Source organism: Winogradskyella sp. 4-2091 (assembly GCF_045765065.1).
Taxonomy (GTDB): Bacteria; Bacteroidota; Bacteroidia; order Flavobacteriales; family Flavobacteriaceae; genus Winogradskyella.
In genome coordinates, this window is sequence record NZ_JBJKOD010000008.1 from 134443 (window position 1) to 158585 (window position 24143).

At 31.7% G+C, this 24143-nt stretch carries 22 protein-coding genes; 10 read left to right on the forward strand and 12 right to left on the reverse strand.

Annotated features, from left to right (window positions below; all coding sequences use genetic code 11):
* Nucleotides 1-39 precede the first annotated feature (39 nt).
* Together ACJBCC_RS12120 and ctlX are read left to right on the forward strand one after the other, a co-directional pair.
* Complete coding sequence (locus ACJBCC_RS12120; protein WP_299102629.1) at nt 40-408, forward strand: hypothetical protein; 369 nt, start codon at nt 40-42, stop codon at nt 406-408.
* A 61-nt stretch (nt 409-469) separates the two neighbouring features.
* Nucleotides 470-1402, forward strand: coding sequence for a citrulline utilization hydrolase CtlX (gene ctlX / locus ACJBCC_RS12125; protein ID WP_407557308.1), 933 nt, complete (start codon nt 470-472; stop codon nt 1400-1402).
* 3 nt (nt 1403-1405) lie between these two features.
* Here ctlX and ACJBCC_RS12130 read toward each other — a convergent pair whose 3' ends face one another.
* Nucleotides 1406-2032 carry a chromophore lyase CpcT/CpeT gene (locus ACJBCC_RS12130; RefSeq protein ID WP_299102626.1) on the reverse strand — a complete coding sequence of 209 codons (627 nt, stop codon included), beginning with the start codon at nt 2030-2032 and terminating at the stop codon, nt 1406-1408.
* Nucleotides 2033-2076: 44 nt separating this feature from the next.
* On the reverse strand, nt 2077-4134 hold the full coding sequence (locus ACJBCC_RS12135) for a tetratricopeptide repeat-containing sensor histidine kinase (protein ID WP_299102624.1): 2058 nt from the start codon (nt 4132-4134) through the stop codon (nt 2077-2079).
* A 460-nt stretch (nt 4135-4594) separates the two neighbouring features.
* Between ACJBCC_RS12135 and argS the strand changes: the two genes are divergently transcribed.
* The 3 genes from argS to ACJBCC_RS12150 all read left to right on the forward strand — a co-directional run bounded on the left by argS (nt 4595) and on the right by ACJBCC_RS12150 (nt 8909).
* Entirely contained in the window at nt 4595-6370 is a 1776-nt protein-coding gene (gene argS, locus ACJBCC_RS12140; protein WP_407557309.1) for an arginine--tRNA ligase, read from the forward strand.
* Nucleotides 6371-6460: 90 nt separating this feature from the next.
* Nucleotides 6461-7519, forward strand: a complete 1059-nt coding sequence (locus ACJBCC_RS12145) for a helix-turn-helix domain-containing protein (RefSeq protein WP_299102621.1) — start codon at nt 6461-6463, stop codon at nt 7517-7519.
* A 94-nt stretch (nt 7520-7613) separates the two neighbouring features.
* Complete coding sequence (locus ACJBCC_RS12150; protein ID WP_299102619.1) at nt 7614-8909, forward strand: carboxypeptidase-like regulatory domain-containing protein; 1296 nt, start codon at nt 7614-7616, stop codon at nt 8907-8909.
* Nucleotides 8910-8964: 55 nt separating this feature from the next.
* Here ACJBCC_RS12150 and ACJBCC_RS12155 read toward each other — a convergent pair whose 3' ends face one another.
* The 5 genes from ACJBCC_RS12155 to ACJBCC_RS12175 all read right to left on the reverse strand — a co-directional run bounded on the left by ACJBCC_RS12155 (nt 8965) and on the right by ACJBCC_RS12175 (nt 14655).
* Complete coding sequence (locus ACJBCC_RS12155; RefSeq protein WP_299102617.1) at nt 8965-9507, reverse strand: YfiT family bacillithiol transferase; 543 nt, start codon at nt 9505-9507, stop codon at nt 8965-8967.
* A 3-nt stretch (nt 9508-9510) separates the two neighbouring features.
* The gene (locus ACJBCC_RS12160) at nt 9511-10785 is read right to left on the reverse strand and encodes an acyloxyacyl hydrolase (protein WP_299102616.1); all 1275 of its coding nucleotides are present in this window, start codon (nt 10783-10785) and stop codon (nt 9511-9513) included.
* Nucleotides 10786-10819: 34 nt separating this feature from the next.
* Nucleotides 10820-13126: a TonB-dependent receptor domain-containing protein gene (locus ACJBCC_RS12165; RefSeq protein WP_299102614.1), complete on the reverse strand. Its 2307-nt coding sequence runs from the start codon at nt 13124-13126 to the stop codon at nt 10820-10822.
* Complete coding sequence (locus tag ACJBCC_RS12170) at nt 13119-14015, reverse strand: FecR family protein (protein ID WP_299102612.1); 897 nt, start codon at nt 14013-14015, stop codon at nt 13119-13121. Before ACJBCC_RS12170 ends, ACJBCC_RS12165 begins: the two co-directional genes overlap by 8 nt.
* Nucleotides 14016-14139: 124 nt before the next feature.
* On the reverse strand, nt 14140-14655 hold the full coding sequence (locus ACJBCC_RS12175; RefSeq protein WP_299102610.1) for an RNA polymerase sigma factor: 516 nt from the start codon (nt 14653-14655) through the stop codon (nt 14140-14142).
* Between the two features lie 104 nt (nt 14656-14759).
* On the opposite strand from ACJBCC_RS12175, the gene ACJBCC_RS12180 reads away from it, so the two are divergent.
* The 5 genes from ACJBCC_RS12180 (at nt 14760) to ACJBCC_RS12200 (ending at nt 21154) form a co-directional block, all read left to right on the forward strand.
* Nucleotides 14760-17381 (forward strand): hypothetical protein, encoded by a 2622-nt coding sequence (locus ACJBCC_RS12180; RefSeq protein ID WP_407557310.1) that lies wholly within the window; start codon nt 14760-14762, stop codon nt 17379-17381.
* A gap of 257 nt (nt 17382-17638) precedes the next feature.
* Nucleotides 17639-18970, forward strand: coding sequence for a signal recognition particle protein (gene ffh, locus ACJBCC_RS12185; protein WP_299102607.1), 1332 nt, complete (start codon nt 17639-17641; stop codon nt 18968-18970).
* Between the two features lie 73 nt (nt 18971-19043).
* A complete protein-coding gene (locus ACJBCC_RS12190; protein ID WP_407557311.1) occupies nt 19044-19415 on the forward strand; it encodes a four helix bundle protein in 372 nt (123 codons plus the stop codon).
* Between the two features lie 114 nt (nt 19416-19529).
* A complete protein-coding gene (locus ACJBCC_RS12195; RefSeq protein ID WP_299102603.1) occupies nt 19530-20414 on the forward strand; it encodes a bifunctional 5,10-methylenetetrahydrofolate dehydrogenase/5,10-methenyltetrahydrofolate cyclohydrolase in 885 nt (294 codons plus the stop codon).
* An 8-nt stretch (nt 20415-20422) separates the two neighbouring features.
* Nucleotides 20423-21154, forward strand: coding sequence for a TIGR02206 family membrane protein (locus tag ACJBCC_RS12200; RefSeq protein ID WP_299102601.1), 732 nt, complete (start codon nt 20423-20425; stop codon nt 21152-21154).
* Here ACJBCC_RS12200 and ACJBCC_RS12205 read toward each other — a convergent pair.
* The 5 genes from ACJBCC_RS12205 to ACJBCC_RS12225 are packed head-to-tail and all read right to left on the reverse strand — an operon-like array spanning nt 21136 to nt 24136.
* Nucleotides 21136-21558 (reverse strand): VOC family protein, encoded by a 423-nt coding sequence (locus ACJBCC_RS12205; protein ID WP_299102838.1) that lies wholly within the window; start codon nt 21556-21558, stop codon nt 21136-21138. The two genes, ACJBCC_RS12200 and ACJBCC_RS12205, sit on opposite strands and share 19 nt — an antisense overlap.
* Nucleotides 21558-22325, reverse strand: a complete 768-nt coding sequence (rluF, locus tag ACJBCC_RS12210) for a 23S rRNA pseudouridine(2604) synthase RluF (protein WP_407557312.1) — start codon at nt 22323-22325, stop codon at nt 21558-21560. The genes ACJBCC_RS12205 and rluF overlap by 1 nt, the downstream gene beginning before the upstream one ends.
* Nucleotides 22326-22346: 21 nt before the next feature.
* Nucleotides 22347-23174 (reverse strand): alpha/beta fold hydrolase, encoded by an 828-nt coding sequence (locus ACJBCC_RS12215; protein WP_299102597.1) that lies wholly within the window; start codon nt 23172-23174, stop codon nt 22347-22349.
* A 4-nt stretch (nt 23175-23178) separates the two neighbouring features.
* Nucleotides 23179-23544, reverse strand: a complete 366-nt coding sequence (locus ACJBCC_RS12220) for a cupin domain-containing protein (RefSeq protein WP_299102595.1) — start codon at nt 23542-23544, stop codon at nt 23179-23181.
* 34 nt (nt 23545-23578) lie between these two features.
* Nucleotides 23579-24136 carry a hypothetical protein gene (locus ACJBCC_RS12225; protein ID WP_299102594.1) on the reverse strand — a complete coding sequence of 186 codons (558 nt, stop codon included), beginning with the start codon at nt 24134-24136 and terminating at the stop codon, nt 23579-23581.
* Nucleotides 24137-24143: the final 7 nt, after the last annotated feature.

The window sequence follows — 24143 nt, forward strand, 5'->3', positions numbered from 1 at the left end:
CATAGTAATTTTTTTATAAATTTAATTATATTTATCGATATGAAAACACATCAATTAAGCTTTGGCCAAATCACGATACTCAAGTCTAATTTGGCAGAAGTGATTATTAACAGTGGTATGTTAATGGATATGGAAATGATTGAAGAGTATCATAGCTTTTTATTAACTCATTTAGAAGCGCCATTCTCTTTATTAATTAACAAAGTTCACGCCTACACATATACCTTTGAGGCTCAAAAAAAAATTGCTAATTTAAAAGAAATACAAGCCATGGCAGTAGTTGTTAAAGGTTATGTTGGTAAAAAATCTACGGAGTTTTTAATAGCTTTTAATGACAGTAATGATTGGAATATTAGCACTTTTAGAACAAGAGAAGAGGCTCTAATATGGTTAGAAAATCAAGACTGATTTTATAGTTAATTTCGGATTAAAAAAACATAACTTTGCAAAATCCCTTAACTATAATAATATGCAACAAACTACAAATACAATTCTAATGATTCGTCCGGTAAACTTCAGGATGAACGAGCAGACTGCTGTAAATAATTATTTTCAAGAAGACTTAGATTTAAAGAATTCTGAGATCAATCTAAAAGCACAAAATGAATTTGATGTTTTTGTAGAAAAGTTACGTTCTGCAGGTATAAATGTAGTTGTAGAAAATGACGATATCTTGTTAGACACACCAGATTCTATATTCCCGAACAATTGGGTTAGTTTTCATAGTAATGGTGATGTTGCCAAATATCCTATGTTCGCTGAGAATAGACGTAAAGAACGACGAGATGAGGTGTTTATTAGGTTAGAAGAAGACGGATTTAAAATAGAAAACATTGTTGATTATACCTCTGCAGAACTCGAAGGTGTATTTTTAGAAGGTACAGGAAGTATTGCATTAGACAGGGTAAATAGAAAAGCCTATTGTGCATTATCGCCAAGAGCAGATGAAGAATTATTTATAGAGTTTTGCGAAGACTTTGAGTTTTCTCCCGTTGTATTTACGGCGAATCAAACAGTTAATGATGAGCGTTTAGCAATTTATCATACCAATGTAATGATGTGTTTAGCAGAGAATTTTGCTGTAATATGTTTAGATACAATTGATGATAAAAAAGAACGTAAAAATGTTGTAAAACATTTAAAACAAGATGGAAAAGAAATTATTTCTATCACAGAAGAACAGATGCATCAATTTGCAGGTAATATGTTACAGTTACGCGGTAAGAATAACCAGTTATATTTGGTAATGAGTGAAGCAGCTCACAAGAGTTTAACAGCTAATCAAATTAAGGCAATAGAGAAATATTGCCCAATTTTATCGAGTTCTTTAGATACTATAGAAACCTGTGGCGGCGGAAGTGCTCGCTGTATGATGGCTGAGGTGTTTTTGCCAAAGGCTTAAGCTTTAATCAATTTTATTAAAAATATAGCCGCCGTTTTCGGCTCCCCAAACATAGTTTCCATCGGCATCAAATCCGCGGTCCCAAGAAATAACTTTATCTTCTAAGATTTCTACTTCGCTACGAGCATAGGAGGAACCACGCATAGTACTTATACAAGTGTTATCAGCTGTTTTTCCTCTGAATTGTTTTGGACCATAACGTTTAAGGATAACTTCACAACCATCTTTTAGAGCAATGTCATTTATGGAAATAGAGTCGAATGCTTTTGGGTTTTTCCATTGACCAACCCAAAGCGAATCTGTATCTAATTTATAAATAACAGAACTAAACAAACTGTCAGTAGTTTTTGTGATTTCATAAATTCTTTGGCGATACGGTTTGTTTGGTGTACTAGTAAGAGCTTGCTCTACATATAAAAAATTCCCTTTATCCTCCCAAATAGGGTACATGTGTAATGTAATATTGTAGTAAGTAGAATCTACTTCAGCTTGTATAGCAGAATTAAAGGAACCTTGCATTAAAGTAAATAACTCTTTCAGCTCTGCGTCTTCTTTTATCTCAGGTTCTATGTTGTTTTTACAATTTAATACAGAGATTAAAAGTATTAAAATAGGAATAATGCGCTTCATTTATAATTTGATTTGAAGCTAAATATAACAAAAAAGGATTGCAACTATTTAATTACACTTGGTAATTCTATAAAGAATTTACTACCAACGTTTTCTGTGCTTTCTACCCAAATTTTACCATTATTTAGTTCTACTAAATCCTTAGCAATGGTTAAGCCTAAACCAGTCCCTTTTTCGTTTTTAGTACCAGCAGTAGTAAAGTTTTTATGAGATGCAAAAAGCTTATCTAAATTTTCTTTAGCAATACCAACACCTGTATCTTCAACACAGATTGTAGTTTTTCCATTTTTCTGCTGATTAGAAATCGTTATGACATCGCCAACTCTACTAAATTTAACAGCATTAGTAATTAAATTCTGAATTACTATTTCCACCATGCTACGATCTGCGTAGACAGATCCTTTTTGAGATTCATCAATAAGTACTATGCGTTTGTCTTCAACTTTCTGTTCTACTAATGCTATCTTAGTATGAAAAACATCTTGAATATTAAATAACTCAGGTTTTGGCTCTAAATTTTGTAGTTGCGATTTAGACCAGTTTAATAAATTGTATAAAAGTGAATTTGCGTTGTTAGCGTTTTCACTCAATTCAGGGATTAACTCATAGAACTCATCTTTAGTTATACTGTCTTCTTTCAACAAATCTAAAAATGCTTTAATTGATGAGATAGAATCTTTTAAATCATGAGATACAATAGAAAAAAGCTTGTCCTTTACTTGGTTTACTTCTTCTAAATGGTGAGTTTGCTCTAAAATAGCATCTGTTCTTTCTTGTTCTTGCGCTAATTTATCCTTTTGCTTTTCTAAAGCCTCTTTATGTGATTTTGTTTTTAATAAACTGTACACAACAAGAGCAGCTAATATGGCGAGTAAAGTTATTAGACCATAAAAAAGCCCTGAGTTATTACTCCAAGTTTTTTTATCTGTAATTTGTGGTTCAACTTCTTTCTCAGGATTTGTTACGGAGTTCTGAGTATTTTGCTCTGGATTTAAATCTAAAGGATCTACCGTTGTTGGGAAAACAGGTTGGTCTATTTTGGCAAGTGAGTCTTTTAATTGATAGAATTTATTCTGCCAAAAGAATGCATTTTGAAACTGACCTTGAGTGGAATCTAAAGCGACATGAAGTCTGTAATTCTCTAAAAGCTCTTTCTTGTTATTTGTTTTTTGAGCAATAGCGTAAGCTTCATTAAGTTGTTTTTCAGCTAGTTTAACCTTTTTATTCTGAAGGTTTAAATTTCCAACAGCATTTAAAGCTCTTAAAAGCCCTTCTTTATTATCTTGTTTTCGGTTGTATTTTAAGCCTTCAACTAAATATTCAGATGCTTTTTCAAATTCCTTAAAACGTACATATTCACTTCCAAGTTTAGGTAAAATTTCGCCTCTTAAATCTTGGTCTGTTTTAGGATTTAAAATATCTAAAGCTTTTTCGTAATATTCAATCGCTTTTCTATGTTCTTTAAGTATTGAGTATAATTCAGCAATATTCTTAGTAGAGTTTTTAATACCGTCTTTGTCCTTAATTTTTTTTCTTACCTCTAAAGCTTTAAAATTAAATTCAATTGCTTTATCAACTTGGTTGGTTTTAAAATAAGCTTCCGCTAAATTGTTATAAGCAGCGCTTAATTCTGTGGATAAATTTTGCTTTTCAAATATAGAAATAGCAGATAAAGAATTTTGTAAACCAACAGCATAGTTACCGCGTTCAATTTCTATAAGTCCAATACTATTACTTACTTTGGCAACACCTAAGGAATCATTAATTTGAAGATATAATTCTCTAGATTTATTAAAGTTATCTATGGCATTAAAGTAGTCATTACGTTCGGTATAAATTAATGCTCTGTAATACGTACTCTCAGCAAGACCTTTAATATAGTTGAGTTCTTTAGATAATTTTGAAGTTTGATTAACAAATAACAACGCATTGTCAAACTTGTCTATAGCATATAGTTCACTTATAAGCACAAGAGATTTGTCTACTTTTGTAGAGTCTGCGTTCATGTATGCTATTTGAACCGTTAGTTCTTCTATTTTTTCATTTTGAGAAAAAACGACAAACGAGATCAGACAAACAGCTAAAGTAAATAACTGTTTCATCTTATAATAGCGTTAAAACGAATTGTGCTGTTTTGGTGAGAAAAACTTTTAGAGAGGGATAGAAAAAGTAAGTTAACACTAAACAATAACAACTTGGTTAAAGTTTCATTATCAAGCTTCATTAATGTTTGGGACATTAGATTAATAGCAATTCAAAAATGCTATTATCGATACAAATATGCTAATAATTAAGTTTTAATACGAATAAATTAGATAAACGGTTCGAAAAATTTTTATCTAAAAACCGCATTTCGATTAACGGTAAAAATCATAGGAGTAATACTGTTTCATCGACGAAATACATGAATTGTTTAATTGTTTGATAATCAGTTGTTTGTGTATATTTTTGTATTGTTGCAAAAAATTTAATTGAGTAATATTTATGTATATGCAACTGCGTAAAACTCAATAAAACTGCTATCTTTGCACACGTTTTCAAATGCCAAAATAGAACAGAATTATGACTCTTCAAGAGACTTTAGAATTACACGTAAAAGCTGGGATAAAAGCTTTATTTCAATCGGAATTAGAATCAGTAGAATTTCAAGCCACTCGCAAAGAGTTTGCTGGAGATATTACGGTAGTCGTTTTCCCTATGCTGCGTGTTGTAAAAGGAAATCCTGCTGTGATAGGTGAGCAAGTTGGTCAGTATTTATTAGACCAAGTAGAATTGGTAAAAGGATTTAATGTTGTAAAAGGGTTTTTAAATATTGAGATAAGTGATTCTTATTACCTAGAATTCTTTCAGTCTATAAAAGATAAAACCAATTATGGTTATGTAGATCAAAAGGATGATAAAGCGGTTATGGTAGAATATTCTTCGCCTAACACTAATAAACCTTTGCATTTAGGGCACGTAAGAAATGTGCTTTTAGGTTATAGTGTTGCGGAAATATTGAAAGCCTCAGGTAAGAAAGTCTACAAAACGCAGATTATTAATGATAGAGGAATTCATATTTGTAAGAGTATGTTGGCGTATCAGAAGTTTGGAAATAATGAAACACCGACTCAAGAATTTAAAGGCGATAAACTAGTTGGTAATTATTATGTAAAGTTTGATCAGGAATATAAGGCTGAAATTGCAGATTTAATAGCAAGCGGACAAACTGAAGAAGAAGCTAAAAAGAATGCACCTATTTTACTAGAAGCACAAGAGATGCTTAGAAATTGGGAAGCAGGTGATAACGACGTAGTGGCACTTTGGAAAAAAATGAACCAATGGGTTTATGACGGTTTTGAAGTTACTTACAAAAATATTGGTGTTGATTTTGATACCTATTATTATGAAAGCGATACCTACTTACTAGGAAAGGAATTTGTTGCAGAAGGTTTAAAAACAGGTGTTTTTTTTAAGAAAGAAGATGGTTCTGTTTGGTGCGATTTAACCGAAGATGGACTGGACGAAAAAATCGTATTGCGTAGCGATGGAACAGCGGTTTACATGACCCAAGATATTGGTACGGCAATTCAGCGAATTAAAGATTATCCAGATGTTGGCGGAATGGTTTACACTGTAGGTAACGAACAAGATTACCATTTTAAAGTCTTATTCTTAATCTTAAAGAAATTAGGATTTGATTGGGCTAAAAATTTATTCCATTTAAGTTATGGAATGGTGGATCTACCAAGCGGAAAAATGAAGAGTAGAGAAGGAACCGTTGTAGATGCTGATGATTTAATTAAAGAAATGGCAGATACAGCTGAAGATATTTCTAAGGATTTAGGTAAGCTTGATGATTATGATGAGGCGGAAAAACAAGAGCTTTATAAAACTATAGGCTTAGGAGCCTTAAAATACTACATCTTGAAAGTAGATCCTAAAAAACGAATTTTATTCGACCCAAAAGAATCTATAGATTTTCAGGGGAATACTGGACCATTTATTCAATATACCTATGCAAGAATTCAGTCTATTTTAAGAAAAGCTGATTCTAATAGTTATCAGTTTGATACTAAAGATGTAATGCTACATGATAAAGAAAAGCAACTTATTAAGCAGTTGGAGTTATTTCCAGAAATTATACAAAATGCAGCAGAACAGCACAGTCCTGCTTTAATTGCAAATTACACTTACGATTTGGTTAAGGAATTTAACTCATTCTATCAAAATGTATCTATTCTAGGAGCAGATACCGAAATAGAAAAAAGCTTTAGAGTTGAATTGTCTAAATTAGTAAGTCAAACTATAAAAAATGCATTTCAAGTGTTAGGAATTCAGGTTCCTGAGCGTATGTAATTTTGTAGTTTCATTTTGGTTTTTTAGTATGCATTTTTCCGATAGCGAAAAATAAGCCTTAAATTGTAGTTTCTCAATTTAGGTTGCTTTTTGGAAATTGTTCGTTACATATTACTAACTCAAGTTTTTGCCGCATTTTTTGTTGCAGGAGGTGTCTTTTTTAAAAATAGACAGCTTAGAAACAATACCTTGTCCTTGCTGATAGCTTTAGTTGGCTTTCATATTCTAATTTTTTTATACGGTTCTAGCAGGTTAGGAATGCTGTATACGGATTTAATAGATTGGTTTTATTTTGAAGTCGCTTTTCTATTCGGTCCATTAGTCTTCATTCACTTGCAGTGCCTTATTTTAAATAAGCAAAAACTAAGACCAACAGATGCCTTACATTTATTGCCAATTTTGGTATATTGGATTGGTTATGGCGATGTTTTGCTAATGGATGGTGATACACGTATAAAATATGTAAGAGAGCATTTCTATTCTCGTACAATGATTTGGAACTATCTTTTAGCGTTTCAAATGCTGGTTTATGCAATTGGATGTTCAATTTTTCTTTTCCGTAATAGCATTAAATTATCTGCAAAACGACTGCAATATGCTGTATTCCTTGTAGTCGCTTATGTATGTTCTTCATTGTTAATTGCCTACTTAACGCATTACGCCAATAATTGGAGAGACTTTGCTTGGTTTTATGTTATTCTAACCTTTTTAATTTTTGGAGTTGGTTACTTTTTAGTTAATAATCCGGATTTTTTACTTCAGATTAAAAAGAAATATTTCGGATCTAATCTTAGTGAGAATGACATGAAGAGAATTCAATCTAAAATAGAATTAGCGTTTAAAAATGACAACGTATTTTTAGATGGTAGTTTTAATATTTCGGGTTTAAGTTTATTATTAAATGAAAAACAACATCATGTATCTCAAACATTTTCTGAACTCATTTCTGAGAATTTTAATGACTACGTAAATAAGCATAGAATAGAAATTGCGAAACAATACCTGCACGATGCTAAATACAAGCATTATAAAATTGAAGCCATAGCCTTAGAAAGTGGTTTTAATAATAAAGTGACGTTTTATAAGGCATTCACTAAGTTTACGGCACATACACCATCTGCTTTTAGAAAATTAAAAAGTGAAGAATAATAATTGTTTACGGCTTTGCAAGGGCATTTTTAATCAAAAAATATGATTTGTTGTATTTTAGTAAGAACAAATTATCTAACTAAAAACTAATGTTATGGAAAAATCTCAATCTCTGAAAATTTATGTCACTTCTCTCTTTTCAATTTTATTTTTAACCTTTTCTTTAAATGCACAAACGGATTTTAAAGAATTTAATGGGAAGATTGTGGACGGTAAAACCAATAAAGTATTAGAAGCGGCAAGCTTAAATATAAATGGCACAAATATTAGTACTATTTCAAATTCTGATGGCGAATTTACATTAAAAGTTCCTGTAGATTATTCAGACTCTAAAGTGATGATTTCACTTCTCGGTTATAATACTTATGTAATTCCGTTATCTGAATTATCAAAAAATAAAACAGTAAAACTTTATTCGGCTGTTACTAAATTATCAGCGGTTAGTATTTCGGCTTTTAAAGATGCTAAGAGTTTAATTAAAAAAGTGTTTAACGATAATAACAATAATTTTGAAAATGAGTCTGTTTACATGACAGCCTTTTACCGCGAAACTATTAAGCGTAGAAGTAGAAATGTATCACTTACTGAAGCTGTTGTTAATATATTAAAACAACCAAATGAATCTAAAAGTCGTGATGCTATTCAACTTGGTAAGGCTAGGAAAAGTACTGATTATAAGCGATTAGATACGGTTTCGGTTAAATTACAAGGTGGACCATTTTCTACAGTATATTTAGATATAATGAAATATCCTGAATATATTTTTACAGAAGAGAGCATAAGATCTTATGATTTTGCATTTAATGAACCGTCAACAATTAATAACAGAAACGTATATGTAATAGACTTTAAACCTAATAGTGATGATTTAGAGATAAATTACCTTGGTAAACTTTTCATTGACGTAGAAACTTTAGCGCTTGTTAGTGCCAATTATTCATTAGATGTGAGTGATATGAATAAAAGTAAAAACCTATTGGTTAAAAAGAAACCAAGTGACATAGTCGTTTATCCTTTAGAGGCCGTTTATAAAGTAGATTATAAGGCAAAAGGAAACAAATGGTATTATAGCTACTCTAACCTAAGTTTAAAATTTAAAGTAAATAAAAAACGTGAAATTTTTAATAAGGTTTATACCTTGTCTAGTGAAATGGCTGTAACCGATTGGGAAGTTAACACTACCGATAGAAAAATTAAAAGCAAAGATAGATTAAGACCTTCGGTAATAATTACAGATGCTATTTCAGGATTTACAGATCCTAATTTTTGGGGAGAATTTAATTTAATAGAACCAGATAAGTCCATAGAATCTGCTATCAATAAAATTAAGAAGAATATTGAAAAGCAAGAACAACGTGAAAAAGGAAAAATAATTAATGGTAGACCATAAGCTACTTATAAGTTAAGACATTAAAAAACCCTGAATAAAATTCAGGGTTTTTTAATTAAAATTGATCTTTAAACTTTAGTGCCTGTTTAATGTGTGCTAAATGATGATTACTATGCCAAGCATATATTCCTATGGTTTCCGCTAATGAAAAGCGTTTGCCATGTTCTGGATGAATAAACTCAAGCTTTAGCTCTTCCTTGCTTAGATTTTTTAACAGAATACCTAGTTTTTTGTGAACACCAATTAGTATCGAAATGGATGAATCAATAGGCTCATTGTAATCGATTAATTCTGCAAAACGATCTTCAAAATAAGGTCTTATCGTAGGAGAGTCCTCTGTCAGTGTCAGCTTAAATCTAAGTAAACTATTAATGTGGCTATCTGCGCAGTGATGCACCACTTGTTTTATGTTCCAACCACCTGGTCTATATATATAATTTAGTTCAGCTTCGCTGAGGTCTTCCGTTATAGAAATTATTGACTTTGGTAAGGTTTCAATTGAAGCAATCCAATGTTCTATTTCCTTAAAAGTAATTACATCTGGCTTACTAAATTCGCCAATAGGATACTTTAACTGGTGTAATTCTTTTTCCGTCATATTTTATTTTTTTTCTTTTAAATCAAAACGATACACATAGCCACAACTGAGTTCAGTAAAATCTGCTTGACCAAGATTGGCATTAATATGTGCAGCAATAAAGATATTGTGTTTTGGTCTATTATTAGTAGTCCACAAATAGTATTTTAATCCCATTCTAGATGAAATGGTTCGTTTTATTTCATAATACCAATCTAATTCTCCTAAGACTTCTATGGTTTCTCCGTTTCCGTTTTCATAGGAATAACCTTGGTTAAGCTGCCAATCAATTTTATAGAATGGTTTATAGATATTAAGACCGAGCTCAAACTCAAGACCAATGTGATCTATTAATAACTCTGAGGTTGCAAATAACCCAAAGTTTGTAGCATAGCCAAACGGGTTTTTAGTGTAATGCGGAAATTGCTCTTCAATCAGTGCCTCTTTGTTAATAATATAATCGTAATAGTGTTCGTAAAATCTATAATAAAAACCACCACCAAATTTAAAAGTGTTATTAAGAATTGTGCCCGCAGAAGCGGTTACGGAATAAACTTCTTTTCTGGTGTTCATTTCCTTAGATAATACATTTTGTCCTAAACCAAATCTAAATGCTAAATAGGTTTGAGATTTAGATTTGAATTTTGGCTTGTCTAGAGTTGAAATTTCATGTTGTTTGTAATCAATTTTTGCAGAAATACTTGCGGCCAAAGAGTTTAACCCTTGGTTGGGTAAACTGGTATGTCCATTAGAATGATGTATTAGGCCTAACCCTAAACGCCAATCTATTTTATTTGTTTTGAAAATATCGTAGTATAAAAAAGATCTAAAGGACCAATTTATTTTAGTTGTAATAGCCCTATTGAATTCATTTGTGATTTCATCATATTGTGTATCCATGTATGAGCCTCCAAAACTAACGAGGAGGTTTAAGCCTCTAATGCGTTTTTTTAAAACTGAAAATTCTATAAACGGTAATATGCTGTAAGCGTGTCCAACTTTTTCAGAATTCCCAAAATCAGTGTAGCCAAATGAAATTCCGGTTTTTGGGTAATTTAGTCGTGCAGCCCATTCTTTATTTTTATTAAAATTATAGTGTCCAAGGCTTAGAAATATGTTTTTTTGAAGTTTGGTTTTTGGGAAATGCGTGTTAGCTTCTAAAGTCTTTCCGACTAATATTTCTGGACTAAAAAAAAGAAAAGAGTTATTTGAAGCTGGAGTTGATTGACAAATACAATTTTGAAAAAAAATAACAAAAGCTATTCCTATAAAATACCTTAAATAGATTTTAGTTTGCATTAATTGTTATGATGATTGGTAGTACAATAAACAATTAAAATTTGACTCTAAAACTAATATTTGGAGTTAATTTTAAAGAACGATTATTGATTTCAGTGATGGAATCGTCAGCGTTAAGACTAAAATATCTATTAATTATATTGGTTTGGTTAAAGATATTCCAAATAGAAGCGCCAACTTCTGCCTTTACACCTTTTGAAAACTTAAAGTTATAAATTGCTGAGATATCAGTTCTTATATAAGCTGGTAATCGTTCACTATTTGGTGCATTATATTCAATAACAGAATTTCCATTATCCTGAGAGCTAGAAGGCGACGTAAATGGTCTGCCAGAATGCCAATTTATACCAAAACCTACTTTAAAATTGTTTTTGCTGTATGTAAATGATGCATTAGCGACATGCTTCAAATCTAAGGTGTTGGGAAATGCATTGCCATTATTTAAATTTTCAAAATGATAATCATTCTTACTATACGAGTAACTTAACCACGTACTTAAATTATTAAACCGTTTATTTATTAAAAAATCGATGCCTTTTATAGTGTACGAGCCTATGTCATTAATAAATTGAAACTGATTTTGAAACGCTTGACTTTGCGCTGTAATACTAGCAACGTTTTTGTAGTATGCCTCTAATGAAATAAGCAATTTATTTTGGTTATAACTTAGACCTGAGGAAATTTGTTGGCTTTTAATTAAAGGTATATTGCTATTATTGGCGAGCTGCCATCTTCGTTTTTCGATACCTAAAAAATCTTGTTGTAAATCTGTAATTTGGGTAATTGACTGACTTTTTAGTTCTCCCAATATTTCTAATCTAAAATAATCTGATATTTTTTGATTAAAAGCAAAACGAGGTTCAATTATCAATTCTTGTAGTTTGCCAAAGTAACTAATTCTCGCGCCTAATCTTAAATGTGTGTCTCTAGATTTAGAGTATCTTTCTACTTCTCCAAAAATGGCGTGTGTTCTAATTATTTCTTTCTTAAGACTTACAAAATTAGGGTTGGTAACGTCCTCAAAATTAGTAACACCAACCTCATTAAATTGATAGCCAAGATTGATGTTTAAATTTGAATTTAGGGCATTTAATAGGTCAATTCTTAAACCGTAATCTTCAACTATATTTTCTTGTTCTAAACTTTGGTTGCTGGTTACATTAGTGTTTTTTGCATCTAAGTCATAATTGGAATAATAGATTTGAGCAGATAAATTAAATCCTTTTTGTAATTGTTTAGAATAATTTGCACTTGCACCATAACTAACTTGATTCAGAATACTTTTAGATTCTTGGATACTGTTGTCTGAAGCAATGTAAACCTGATCATAGTCTAAATTATTATACATGTTTAAGAAATTGATTCTTAGTTTTGAGGTTGGATCAATATTGTATAAAAACTTGGCATTAAAGTCATAAAACAAAAAGCGTTCATCTAGTGCTAATAGTGTATTATTTGTGGTGTTTAATTCAGAATCTCTAAAGATGCGATCAAAGTAGGAATCGTACGTTTTTGATACGGCCAAATCTGTAAAGGAACGTCTGGCAGCTAACTGTAATTCTGTTTTATGGCTAAGGGAGATTTTAGCAAAACCATCTACACTTAACATATTTCCACCTAAACCTCCAGAACTGTTTCCATCGATCTCATCGTCATTTTTTATAGCAATTGTACTCGATACCGCATTACCAAATTTGGCGCTTGTGCCATTTTTTGATATGGTAATGTCTTCAGATAAATAAGGGTTGAATGCAGAGATTAATCCGAAAAAATGTCCAGATTGGTACATTCTTATACCTTCGTACAAAATTAAATTTTGGTCGTTAGTTCCACCTCTAACATTAATGTTAGAAATACGTTCATCCACACTAATAATACCTGGCAGATTTTGAACAATTTGTAAAACATCTGGTTCTATTAATCCAGGTAAAATATCAAAGGCTTTACTATTAGCTTCAATGGTTCCATTATTGGTTTTAGAAATACCTCTAGTTAAGTAATTTGTGACGACAACTTCCTCTAGTTTTTGTATGCTAGATAGTGACTCTGTTGATTTTAATGGTGTAATGGCAATAAACCGTTCACTTAATATTTCAAAATTAAGTGGTGTTCTTAATTTTAACTGATGTATAACCTGTTCTAGAGATAGCTCAGGATATAAAGGCGCTACAGTTATATTTTCAATGGTTTTGGTTTCGAAAGAAAATTTTACATTGTATTTTTCTTCAAGCGCTGTAATAATTTGAGCAAGCGGTTGTTTTTCCTGATCCTGACTATAAGAAAGGTTGCAGAAGGTAAAAGATAATATGAAGAAAATTAAACAGAGTAATTTTTTATTCACGCTTTAATAAAATAGATTTTCCTGATTTGCTATAGTTTAAATTTAATGGTATTGTAACAGATTTCAGGGCTAAATCTAAATTATTATGAGTAAAACTTCCTGTGAATAAACGCGAGGTATCAATTTTATCTGTATTGAACTTAAAGTCGTAATGATTTTCAAACTCAGTAATGACGTGTTTAAGAGCTACATTTTTAAAGCTGCTTTCGCCATGCAACCAATTGGGTTGCACAGCGTTTTCTTTCTCGTCAGCCAATAGTTTCCCATCAATAAGTTTAAAAGTATGTCCTGGATTTAATTTTACAGTTTTATTGTTGTGAGTTACACTTACTAAGCCTTCGTAACACGTAACTTCAAAGTAAGATTCGCGTTGTTTTACATTAAACTGTGTACCTAAAACACTTACAATTCCTTTTGAGGTAATGACATCAAATTTTTGACCTTTAGCAACCTTAAAAAAAGCTTCGCCTTGTAGTCTAACCTCTCTGTTATTTTCCCATTTGTTTTCATTGAAAGATAATAAAGAATTAGCATTTAATTCTACTGTTGAATTATCTGGTAATGCAATAGTTTGTTGCTCAGCAATGATGGTGTTAATTTGTGTATCTGTATTTGAGGTATAGAAATATACACTAAGAGCTATAGCCAAAACGGCAGCTAACCTTAGCAAAGGTTTTAACCATTGCCTAGTGCTAGAATTCTTAGTTTTAAGCTGAGGTAACAGCTTTTTGTAACTCTGATCTACAGAAAATTCTGGTGCCTTGAAACCTTTTAAGGTGGCATCTAATTTAGTTAATTCTGAATAATCCTCTAGCTGCTCAAAAGCATTTTGCTCTTCAGTATTTAGGTTATTATCTAACCATTTTTTTATGAGTTCTTCTCGTTTCATAATCGTAATTCAGGTATATAACAGCTTACGTTTAAAAATCCCTACCTGATATTAAAGGTTTCAAAGTTTTAAAATTTAAGGACTTTACGTTTTTTACAACCAACAACCAACAACCAACAACCAACTAAATCCCATCTATCTCCTCACGCAGCTTCTTCAGTGCGCCATAAATGCGTTTCTCTACACCTTTTACAGAGATATCTAATAGTGCTGCAATTTCTTTAAAACGTTTGCCTTCAACTCTATTCATTAAAAAAGCGACGCGTTGTGCTTCGGTTAAATTACCTATAGCTTTTTGTAATTTTATTTGGTATTCCTTTTCTTGTAAAATAAATTCGGGTGTCTCATTTGTTGCATGTTTTTGAGGTTGCTTTGTGTATTTTAAAACAACTTTTTTATGCGCAATGACATTAAGCATTAGATTATTTGCTGTGGTAAATAAATAACTCTTTGCTTTTTCGGGTTTTATTTTACCACAATTTTGCCATAATTTTATGTAAGCCTCTTGAACTTGATCTTGCGGATTTAAGTGCTCGCCAAACTTGTAATACAAAAAATCATGCAGGTTTTTGGCATGTTTTCTATACAAGCGTTCAAATAATTGAGATTCACAAATGTTGTTGTGTAAAGGTTTACTCATAGGTCTAATTAGGCGCTACAAATTATAAATAAATTTTTAATATTTAAGAGTAGGGTTTTTATCTTTTAATCTGTTATATAATAAATAGTTAAATCTACGTTGCTATGAAAACCAAAATCAATTATCTATTTTCGGTTATCCTTTTTGCCCTTTTAGCTTTTACATCTTGTCAGGATGAAGTTAATGATATTGAGAATCCAGACGATCAAGAAACTATTGTTCCTAATTCTTCATTGGCTAATCTTATGAGTAATGTTGTTACAAATAATGGCGCTATTGATGATTTTTTAGATAACTCAAGTTGTTTTTCTGTAGAATTGCCAGTTACCATTGTAGTAAGTGATATTACAATCATTATTGAAACAGAGGCAGATTTAGAAGATTTAGAAGATTTGCTTGATAATGTTTCTGTAGATGAAGACGCATTAGACTTTATATTCCCAATTACCATTGTTTATAATAATTACGAAGAGGTTGTTATTGCAAATACAGATCAGTTACAAGCATTTATTGATGAATGTATAAATGAAGATGATGATGATATTATTGAGTGCGCAGATTTTGTTTATCCTGTTTCGTTTTCTGTTTTTAATTCAGACTTTAATTTAGTTGAAACCATCGTTATTGAAAATGATGAAACCTTATATGATTTCTTAGATGAATTAGAAGACGATGAAAATGCTTTGATTGTGAGTTTAAATTTTCCTGTTTCAATAATCTACGCAAATGGCGAAATTATAGAGGTAAATTCAAATGAAGAATTGTCAGCAGCCATTGAAAATGCAGAGCAGTTTTGTGATAATGAAAATGATGAATGCTTAGAAGATGAACTAGCGTTTAGTTTAATAGAATGTCCTTGGGATGTTTATTTGTATACCAATAATGATTTAGAGAATTTAGATGGCCCATTGAGTTTTGCCTTTAGTGATGATGGTAATGTTATTGTATCCGGAATTTTTCCTGATCCTTACATCACAACTTGGGAATTAAATACTACAGACAACGGATTGGTGTTACATATTGAATCATTGTATTATTATGAAGCACAATTAGGAAATTGGTTAGTTGTAGAATGTGATGACGATAATATTAGTTTAGAATACCTTTCTATTGAAGGCACAGGTATGTTTTTAGAGCAGAATTGTGACGATGATTTGGATTGTTCAATCTCAGATATTAGTAATATTTTACAAGAATGTCCTTGGGATTTTTCGGATGGAACTGGGAATTTTCAGAATCATCAATTAATTTTTAACGACAATGGTGAATTATTAATTTCAGAAGGCATAGCAACCTCTGCAATTGGTGGTAATTGGAGTTTAGAATCTTCAGATAATGGTATTGTTTTAACCTTTTCTGAGCTCACAGCATTTCAAAACGTATTAGGAGGAGATTGGTTAATAACTGAGTGCGATGAGGATGACATAGTGATTAGTAGAGCGAATCAAACTATTGTTTTAGAGCAAGATTGTATTGGCGATTTAGATTGTTCTGAAGATGAAATATATATTAATTTATTAGAGTGTGCGTGGGAGTTGCAGTCCAATCTTTTTGATTCATTAGTACCTTTTTATCTTTATTTTATGCAAAATGGAGGCGTTTTCAATGCTAATAATGATATACCAGAAAGTCAAATAGGAACTTGGGAATTGATTACTGTTGGTTCCGATATTTATATGGAACTAAACCTTTATCAAGGATTTGAAAACTTAAGCGGACAATGGCAAATTGTTGAGTGTGTAGATGATATGCTGTATCTTGTTAATGACAATAACTTTATCAGTTTGTCGCAAGATTGTGATCTACAAAATGATGAAATTCTATTTAATTGTTTTGGAGATTTTGAGATTGTAGAATGTACACAACCGAACAATATTCCTATTTATAATTTAAGCGCAAACACCATTGGTTTAGTAGATTGTTCAGGATCCTTTTTACCTTCATTCCACGTAACATTAGCAGATGCAGAGAGCAATGTTAATCCTATTGCTAACACAGAAGCATATGCTACGTTAGAGTCTCAAGTTTATTTAAGAATTGAGGCAGAAAGTGGAAATTTTGAAGTTTATACAATTTATCTAAATACTGAAGATTGTAATTATTTTGAATGTTTTGAAAGTTTCGATGCCGTGATTGAAGTATGTGATAATGGAACCGATGGACCATATGAGTTTAATTTGCCTGTTGCTTTTTCAAACTGTACGCCAAGTGCAGATAATGTAACGTATTATGTAACATTGTCAGATGCAGATATTGGAGTCAATGCTATTGCCAACCCATCAAGTTTTAATACGGTTGATATTAATTCTACGGTATTTGTTAGGGTAGAAATTAATAATCAAACAGAAATATTTCCAATTCAATTAAACGTCATTAGCTGTAATATAGGAAGCTGTACAGAAGGCAATATAGATGGCATATTAACAGAATGCATTTGGAATGTTACCAATTACAACGGAAGTGATAATCTAAGCGATTATAATTTTCATTTTGAAGAAAGTACAGGAGTCGTTGTCATCTATAATGCCTCAAATACCATAGATGCTAATTGGTCTACATCACAACCAAATGACACCGTGATTATTGAATTCTCAAATGTAGCTGGTCCAAATATTCAGGCTGTAAATGGGAGTTGGTATGTAGTAGAATGTACTGCAAGTCAGTTGGTTTTGCATAATATAAATGATAGTAGTAATGAAATAGTTCTAGATAGTACCTGTGAATAAAGAAAAGTGCTAAAGGTTAGTAATTTTAGTAAGTTAAGTTGATTGAAAAGAGTCTCTCGTTATGAGTGGCTCTTTTCGTTTTTTACTAAGAAGGAAGCGTTTCGTTAGGCTGAATATTTAGCAATTGAAAGCTACAATTAAGGCTAAAAACTTATTCATCAAACACATTAGTAATTCCCTCATAAATTCTTAAATTTGCAGCTTATTAAATAATTACAGACTGCTTCATTGCAGACTGAAAATAGAATACTAGAAACATGTTCAATAATTTAAGTGATAAGTTAGATAAAGCGTTACACGTATTAAAAGGTCATGGTAGCATAACAGAAGTTAATGTTGCTGAGACTCTCAAGGAAGTTAGACGTGCGCTTTTAGATGCCGATGTTAACTTTAAAATTGCGAAAGAATTTACCGTTAGAGTTAAAGAAAAAGCACTTGGTCAAAATGTATTAACAACATTACAACCAGGTCAATTAATGGTAAAACTCGTTAAAGATGAGTTAACTGAACTTATGGGAGGCGATGCAGAAGGTATTAATCTTTCTGGTAATCCTAGTGTTATTTTAATGTCTGGTTTACAAGGTTCTGGTAAAACAACCTTTTCTGGTAAATTGGCTAATTATTTAAAAAATAAAAAAACTAAGAAACCTTTATTAGTGGCATGTGATGTTTATCGTCCTGCAGCAATAGATCAATTACATGTTGTAGGCGATCAAATAGGTGTTGAGGTTTTTAGTGATAGAGGAAATACAGATCCTGTTGCAATTTCGCAAGCTGGTATTGCACATGCAAAAGCTAATGGTCATAATGTAGTGATTATTGATACAGCTGGTCGTTTGGCAGTAGATGAGGCCATGATGACAGAAATCTCTAATATTCATAAAGCTATTAAGCCACAAGAAACATTGTTTGTGGTAGATTCTATGACAGGTCAAGATGCTGTAAATACAGCAAAAGCCTTCAATGATATCTTAAATTTTGATGGTGTTATCTTAACTAAATTAGATGGTGATACTAGAGGTGGAGCAGCAATTTCTATTAAGTCTGTGGTAAACAAGCCAATTAAATTTATTGGTACAGGCGAAAAGATGGAGGCGATTGATGTCTTCTATCCTTCTCGTATGGCAGATCGTATTTTAGGAATGGGTGATGTTGTGTCTTTAGTTGAACGTGCACAAGAGCAGTTTGATGAAGAGGAGGCAAGAAAAATCCAAAAGAAAATAGCAAAAAACCAGTTTGGGTTTGATGATTTCTTAAAACAGATTCAACAAATCAAGAAAATGGGTAACATGAAGGATTTAGTAGGTATGATTCCTGGTGCAGGAAAAATGATGAAAGATATTGATATTGATGATGATGCCTTTAAAGGAATTGAAGCTATTATTCACTCTATGACACCAGAAGAACGTTCAAATCCATCAGTTATTAACGCAAGTCGTAAAAAGAGAATTGGTAAAGGTTCAGGTACATCTGTACAAGAAGTAAATCAACTCTTAAAGCAGTTTACTCAAATGAGTAAGATGATGAAGATGATGCAAGGTGGAGGCGGAAAACGCATGATGCAGATGATGAAGAATATGCCTAAGTAACTTAGTTTACAGTCTCAGTCTCAGTTTTACTTAAGAAGTGTTTGAATTTAAAATTTGAGGAAAAGAAATATATATGGATTTCAAGAAATTATTAGCATATCAAAAAGCATTTGACTTAGCTATGTTGATTTTTGAAATATCTAAATCATTTCCTAAAGAAGAGAGATATTCTTTAACTGATCAAATTAGGCGCAGTTCTCGTTCTGTTAATGCTAATATTGCAGAAGCATACAGAAAAAGAAGGTACCCAAAGCATTTTGTGAGCAAACTAACAGATTCTGATGCTGAAAATTCAGAAACAAATCCATGGCTAGATTTTGCTTTGGCTTGTAAATATATTTCGATTGAACAACACGAAAATTTATCAAATCAAGGAATTGAAATTGGTAAATTAATAAATTATATGATTAATAATCCAGGAAAATTCGGAGTAAAAGTAGAATGATTTTTTTATAGTTTAGTTAAAGCCGCAAGAGTAATTTCTGAACACTGCGACTGAAAACTTATATAATAAGATTGTTTTACTGAATACTGTGACTGTGACTGAAAACTTATAGAGATGACAATTCTAGACGGAAAAAAAGTAAGTAACGACATTAAAAACGAAATCAAAGCGGAAGTCGATAAGATGAAAGCGAATGATGAAAAAGTACCACACTTAGCAGCAGTGATTGTTGGTAATGATGGTGCAAGTTTAACTTATGTGGGTAGTAAGGTGAGAGCCTGTGAACGTGTAGGATTTGAATCTACAATGGTCCGTTTATCTAATACCACAAGTGAAGTTGAGTTGCTCGATAAAATTGATGAGCTTAACAATAATGACGATATTGATGGTTTTATAATTCAATTGCCATTACCACCTCAAATTAATACGCAGAAAGTATTAATGGCCGTTGATCCAAATAAAGATGTTGATGGATTTCATCCAATGAATTTTGGTAAAATGTCATTAGACATGTCAACTTTTATACCAGCAACACCATTCGGTATTTTAGAATTATTAGATAGATACGAAGTTGAAACTAAAGGGAAGCACACCGTTGTTATAGGTCGTTCTCATATTGTTGGTCGTCCAATGAGTATCTTAATGGGAAGAAAAGGTTTTCCAGGAAATTCTACAGTAACACTAACACACAGTCATACAAAGAATATAACACAGATAACATCTCAAGCAGATATCATTATTTCGGCATTGGGTATTCCTAAATTTTTAAAGGCTGAAATGGTAAAAGATGATGTTGTTATTATTGATGTAGGAATTACAAGAGTGCCAGACGATTCTGAAAAAGGTTACTACATTACAGGTGATGTAGATTTTGATGCTGTAAGTAAAAAAGCTAGTTTTATCACACCAGTTCCAGGAGGTGTTGGGCCAATGACTATTGCGATGTTATTAAAAAACACATTATTAGCAAGAGAGCAACATAGAAAGCATAACAGATAATATTTTATATGAATTTATTAGAACTACTTATTGTACCATCAAAAGTTACAATAGGTAGTTTTCAGCATATAACTCCTATTCTTTTTGGTGTTATATTTACTATGTTTCTTATTAATTATTCTAGAAAACGATTAACGAAAACTGAGCAAGGAAAAACCATTCATTATCTAGGTTGGTTTATTTCCATTACAGTTATTGGTTTTCACTTATATCGAATAGCCTCAGGTAATTATAACTTTAAAACCGATTTACCGTTATATCTCTGCAGTTTAATGGGGCTTTTAATTCCAGTTTTTACGAAATATCGTAAATTTTGGATGTTCGAAATTTTAGTGTTTTGGGTAATTGGAGGAACTTTACAAGGCATTATTACGCCAGATATTACTACAGGTTTTCCTAGCTTTGATTATTTTAGATATTGGGTTGTACACTTAGGTTTGTTTTCCGTTATCTTTTATTTCATATCCGTTTTTAACATGAGGCCTAATTTAAGAAGTGTATTTAAGTCATTTTCGGCACTACAAATTTATGTTGTTATAATGGTAGGTGTCAATTATATATTAGATGCTAATTATTTTTACTTAAATGAGAAGCCAAAATCAGCATCAATATTAGACTATTTCGGAGAATGGCCTTATTACATTTTGGTGGTTCAATTAATTGTTATTCCGTTATTTTTAATAATATATTTACCGTTCTATCTTTCAGGTAAAAAAAATAACTACTTAGCAAATAGCTGATCCGTATTCTTAAAAGCTTTGAACTCTAAAGCGTTTCCTGATGGATCTTTAAAAAACATAGTGGCTTGCTCACCAACTTGACCTTTGAATCTAATATAAGGTTCTATTAAAAATGTAATGTCTTTCAGTTTTAATAATTCTGCGAATTCTTGAAATTTATCCCATTCAAGAACAACACCAAAATGCGGAACAGGTACATCTTTACCGTCAACCAAATTAGTGTGTGCGTCGTCTTCTGGTTTTGATTTGTAATGAATGACTAATTGATGTCCAAAGAAATTATAATCTACCCAATGCTCACTACTACGGCCTTCTTCAAAATTTAAAATATTGGTATAGAAGTCTCGGCATTCAGATAAATTTGAAACAGGAATTGCCAAATGAAAAGGTGATAAAGCCATAATTAGCGTCTAGATTTTCTATATGATTCTTGGTTGTCCTCATAAGTTTTTACTGAATCAGCAATGAGATTGTTTAGTGTTTTAAACTCTTCTTTTGTTAATTCTCGATATTGACCTAAGGGTAAATCAAGCTTTATATTCATAATTCTAACACGCTTTAGCGTCTGCACTTCGTAATTAAGATATTCGCACATTCTACGGATTTGTCTGTTTAATCCTTGTGTTAAAATAATACAGAATGTAAACTTGTCTATTTTTTTAACGATACATTTTTTGGTGCGTTTACCCAAATCTTCAAGATAAATGCCACCCGACATTCGCTCAATAAAAGTTTGAGAAATAGGAATGTCTACAGTTACAATATATTCTTTTTCGTGATTATTACTTGCCCTTAAAATCTTGTTTACAATATCGCCATCGTCGGTAAGAAGAATTAATCCCTCACTTGGTTTATCTAATCTACCAATTGGGAATATACGTTTTGGGTAATTTATATAATCAATAATATTATCTTTTTCTACACGTGTGTCTGTAGTACAAACAATACCAACCGGTTTGTTGAATGCTAGATAAACAAAGTCTTGTTTGCGTTCGCCTATGATTTCTCCATCTACTTTAACAACGTCGTCTGGTGCTACTTTAGTTCCCATTTCTGGGATAACATCGTTTATGGTTACTCTACCAGCTTCTATTAAGCGATCTGCGGCTCTACGCGAGCAATAACCTGCTTCGCTGAGGTATTTGTTAAGGCGTTTTAAATCTTCTGACATGCAGCAAAAATACAATAAAGATTAGTCATTAATAAACCCAATAATCTTAGGTGTTAAAGAAGTGTCTTTTAAACCATGTCCATATCCAGTGGTTATGATAAATTCAGAATTGTCATAACGATTGGCCAAAAGTTGTCCATCTTCAAAAGGAATGATTCTGTCTTTTTTATCATGGATAATTAAGCCTTTTGCAGTAGTAGACTTTAAAAAATCTGCTGTAGAAAAATAGGAGACAGGTTGACCAAAACGTTCAAGAACTATTTTGTCTAATCCATTAGATATTCTATTATTAAATCCCATCATAGATTTATATCTGCTGAATACACCTGTGAAGTGAGCAGGAGCGCCTAATAAAACCATTTTTTCTATAAATGGAAGTTCATTAAGATACGTGCTAAATACGCTTGCCATGCCACCAACAGAATGACCAATTAAAACTTCTGGTTTAAATTTTTTGGCAACTACGCTTATAAATTCCGAATATAACACAGCGTTAAATTGTTTGCCGCCAGACCTTCCATGAGCAGGTGCATCTAAAGCAACAATGTTATAATCTTGATCTTTTAAATCTTTTAAAATATAGTCCCAACGTGATGCATTGCTTTCCCAACCATGTGCTAAAAGAACAGTTTTGCCTTTGCCAACCCAACGATACGTAGCGATTTCTAAATTATTATAGCTTATTTCTTCAAAGAAAGCTGAATCTATAACGCGTTTTTGATCATTATTATATCGTCCTTTTCTTGGAGAAGCGAATAGCGATAATGCTTTTTTAGACGCTAATTTTGACGACACTAAACTTGTAGCGTTAAGGGCATTGCCAATAGATTTCATAACAAAACTACTCATACGCTTATTCTTCTCGGTTTACGGATTCTATAGAAAATGCAGGTAAGCAAATAGCTAAATATTCGCAAGGTTCGGTAAATGGGTTAGAGTATTGTAATCTTGTATTTTTATTTACTTTAATGGATTGGCCAGCCTCTAAAACAATTATTTCATCATCAATTATGAATTGTTTTTTGCCTTTAATAATAAAGGTGTACTCATCAAATTCTGGTGTTTGAAAAGGTTCAGACCAACCAGCAGGCGCTACCATATGTGCAATGCTAATATTAGAGTTGCCATCTGTAGCATTGCCAAAATGCTCCTTAATTATTTTTCCATCTTCTGTTGGTACAACAAATGGAGAATTTTGGATTTTATATTTTTCCTGCATATTTTTATTTAAAAAGGGTAATTAGTAACTAGTATTACCAGTGTAACATGAAATATTTAATCTTTGCTTTTTCTGGAATTTGAATTGGATCTATATTCATTTCCATATCAAAACGCATACTAGCTGGTAATTCTTTCTTATCTATTGTAAAAGATGCATTAATTTCATTCACAGAGACTACGATTACATTTATAAGGTTATCTACTTTAGAGATTTTGTAGGCATCTTTAATATCTTTAAATGTGCTTAAGGCAGTAATGTTTTTGTCCGTTTTGTAACGTTGATCTAAAATGCGAACACTAGCAATTACTGAAGTTGAGTCTAAGCTTTCTCTTGGCGATATGTCAAGTAACTTTTTACCGCCTTTTTCAAAAACTTCAATAGTGTTTACTGAGCCTATAAACTCGTCGCCTGCAATGAATCGCACAACGGAATCTGAGCTAAAAATAGCGTCTATATCTTTTACTTGTGTAGAATCAGTTAATAGTCCAATACGATTTTTTTTAATTAAAAAAGGGTCTGGAGCTTTATCTTTGGCGCAACTTGCTAATAATACAATGCTAATAAGGGCAACAACTAAGGTGTTTTTCATTTTTTGA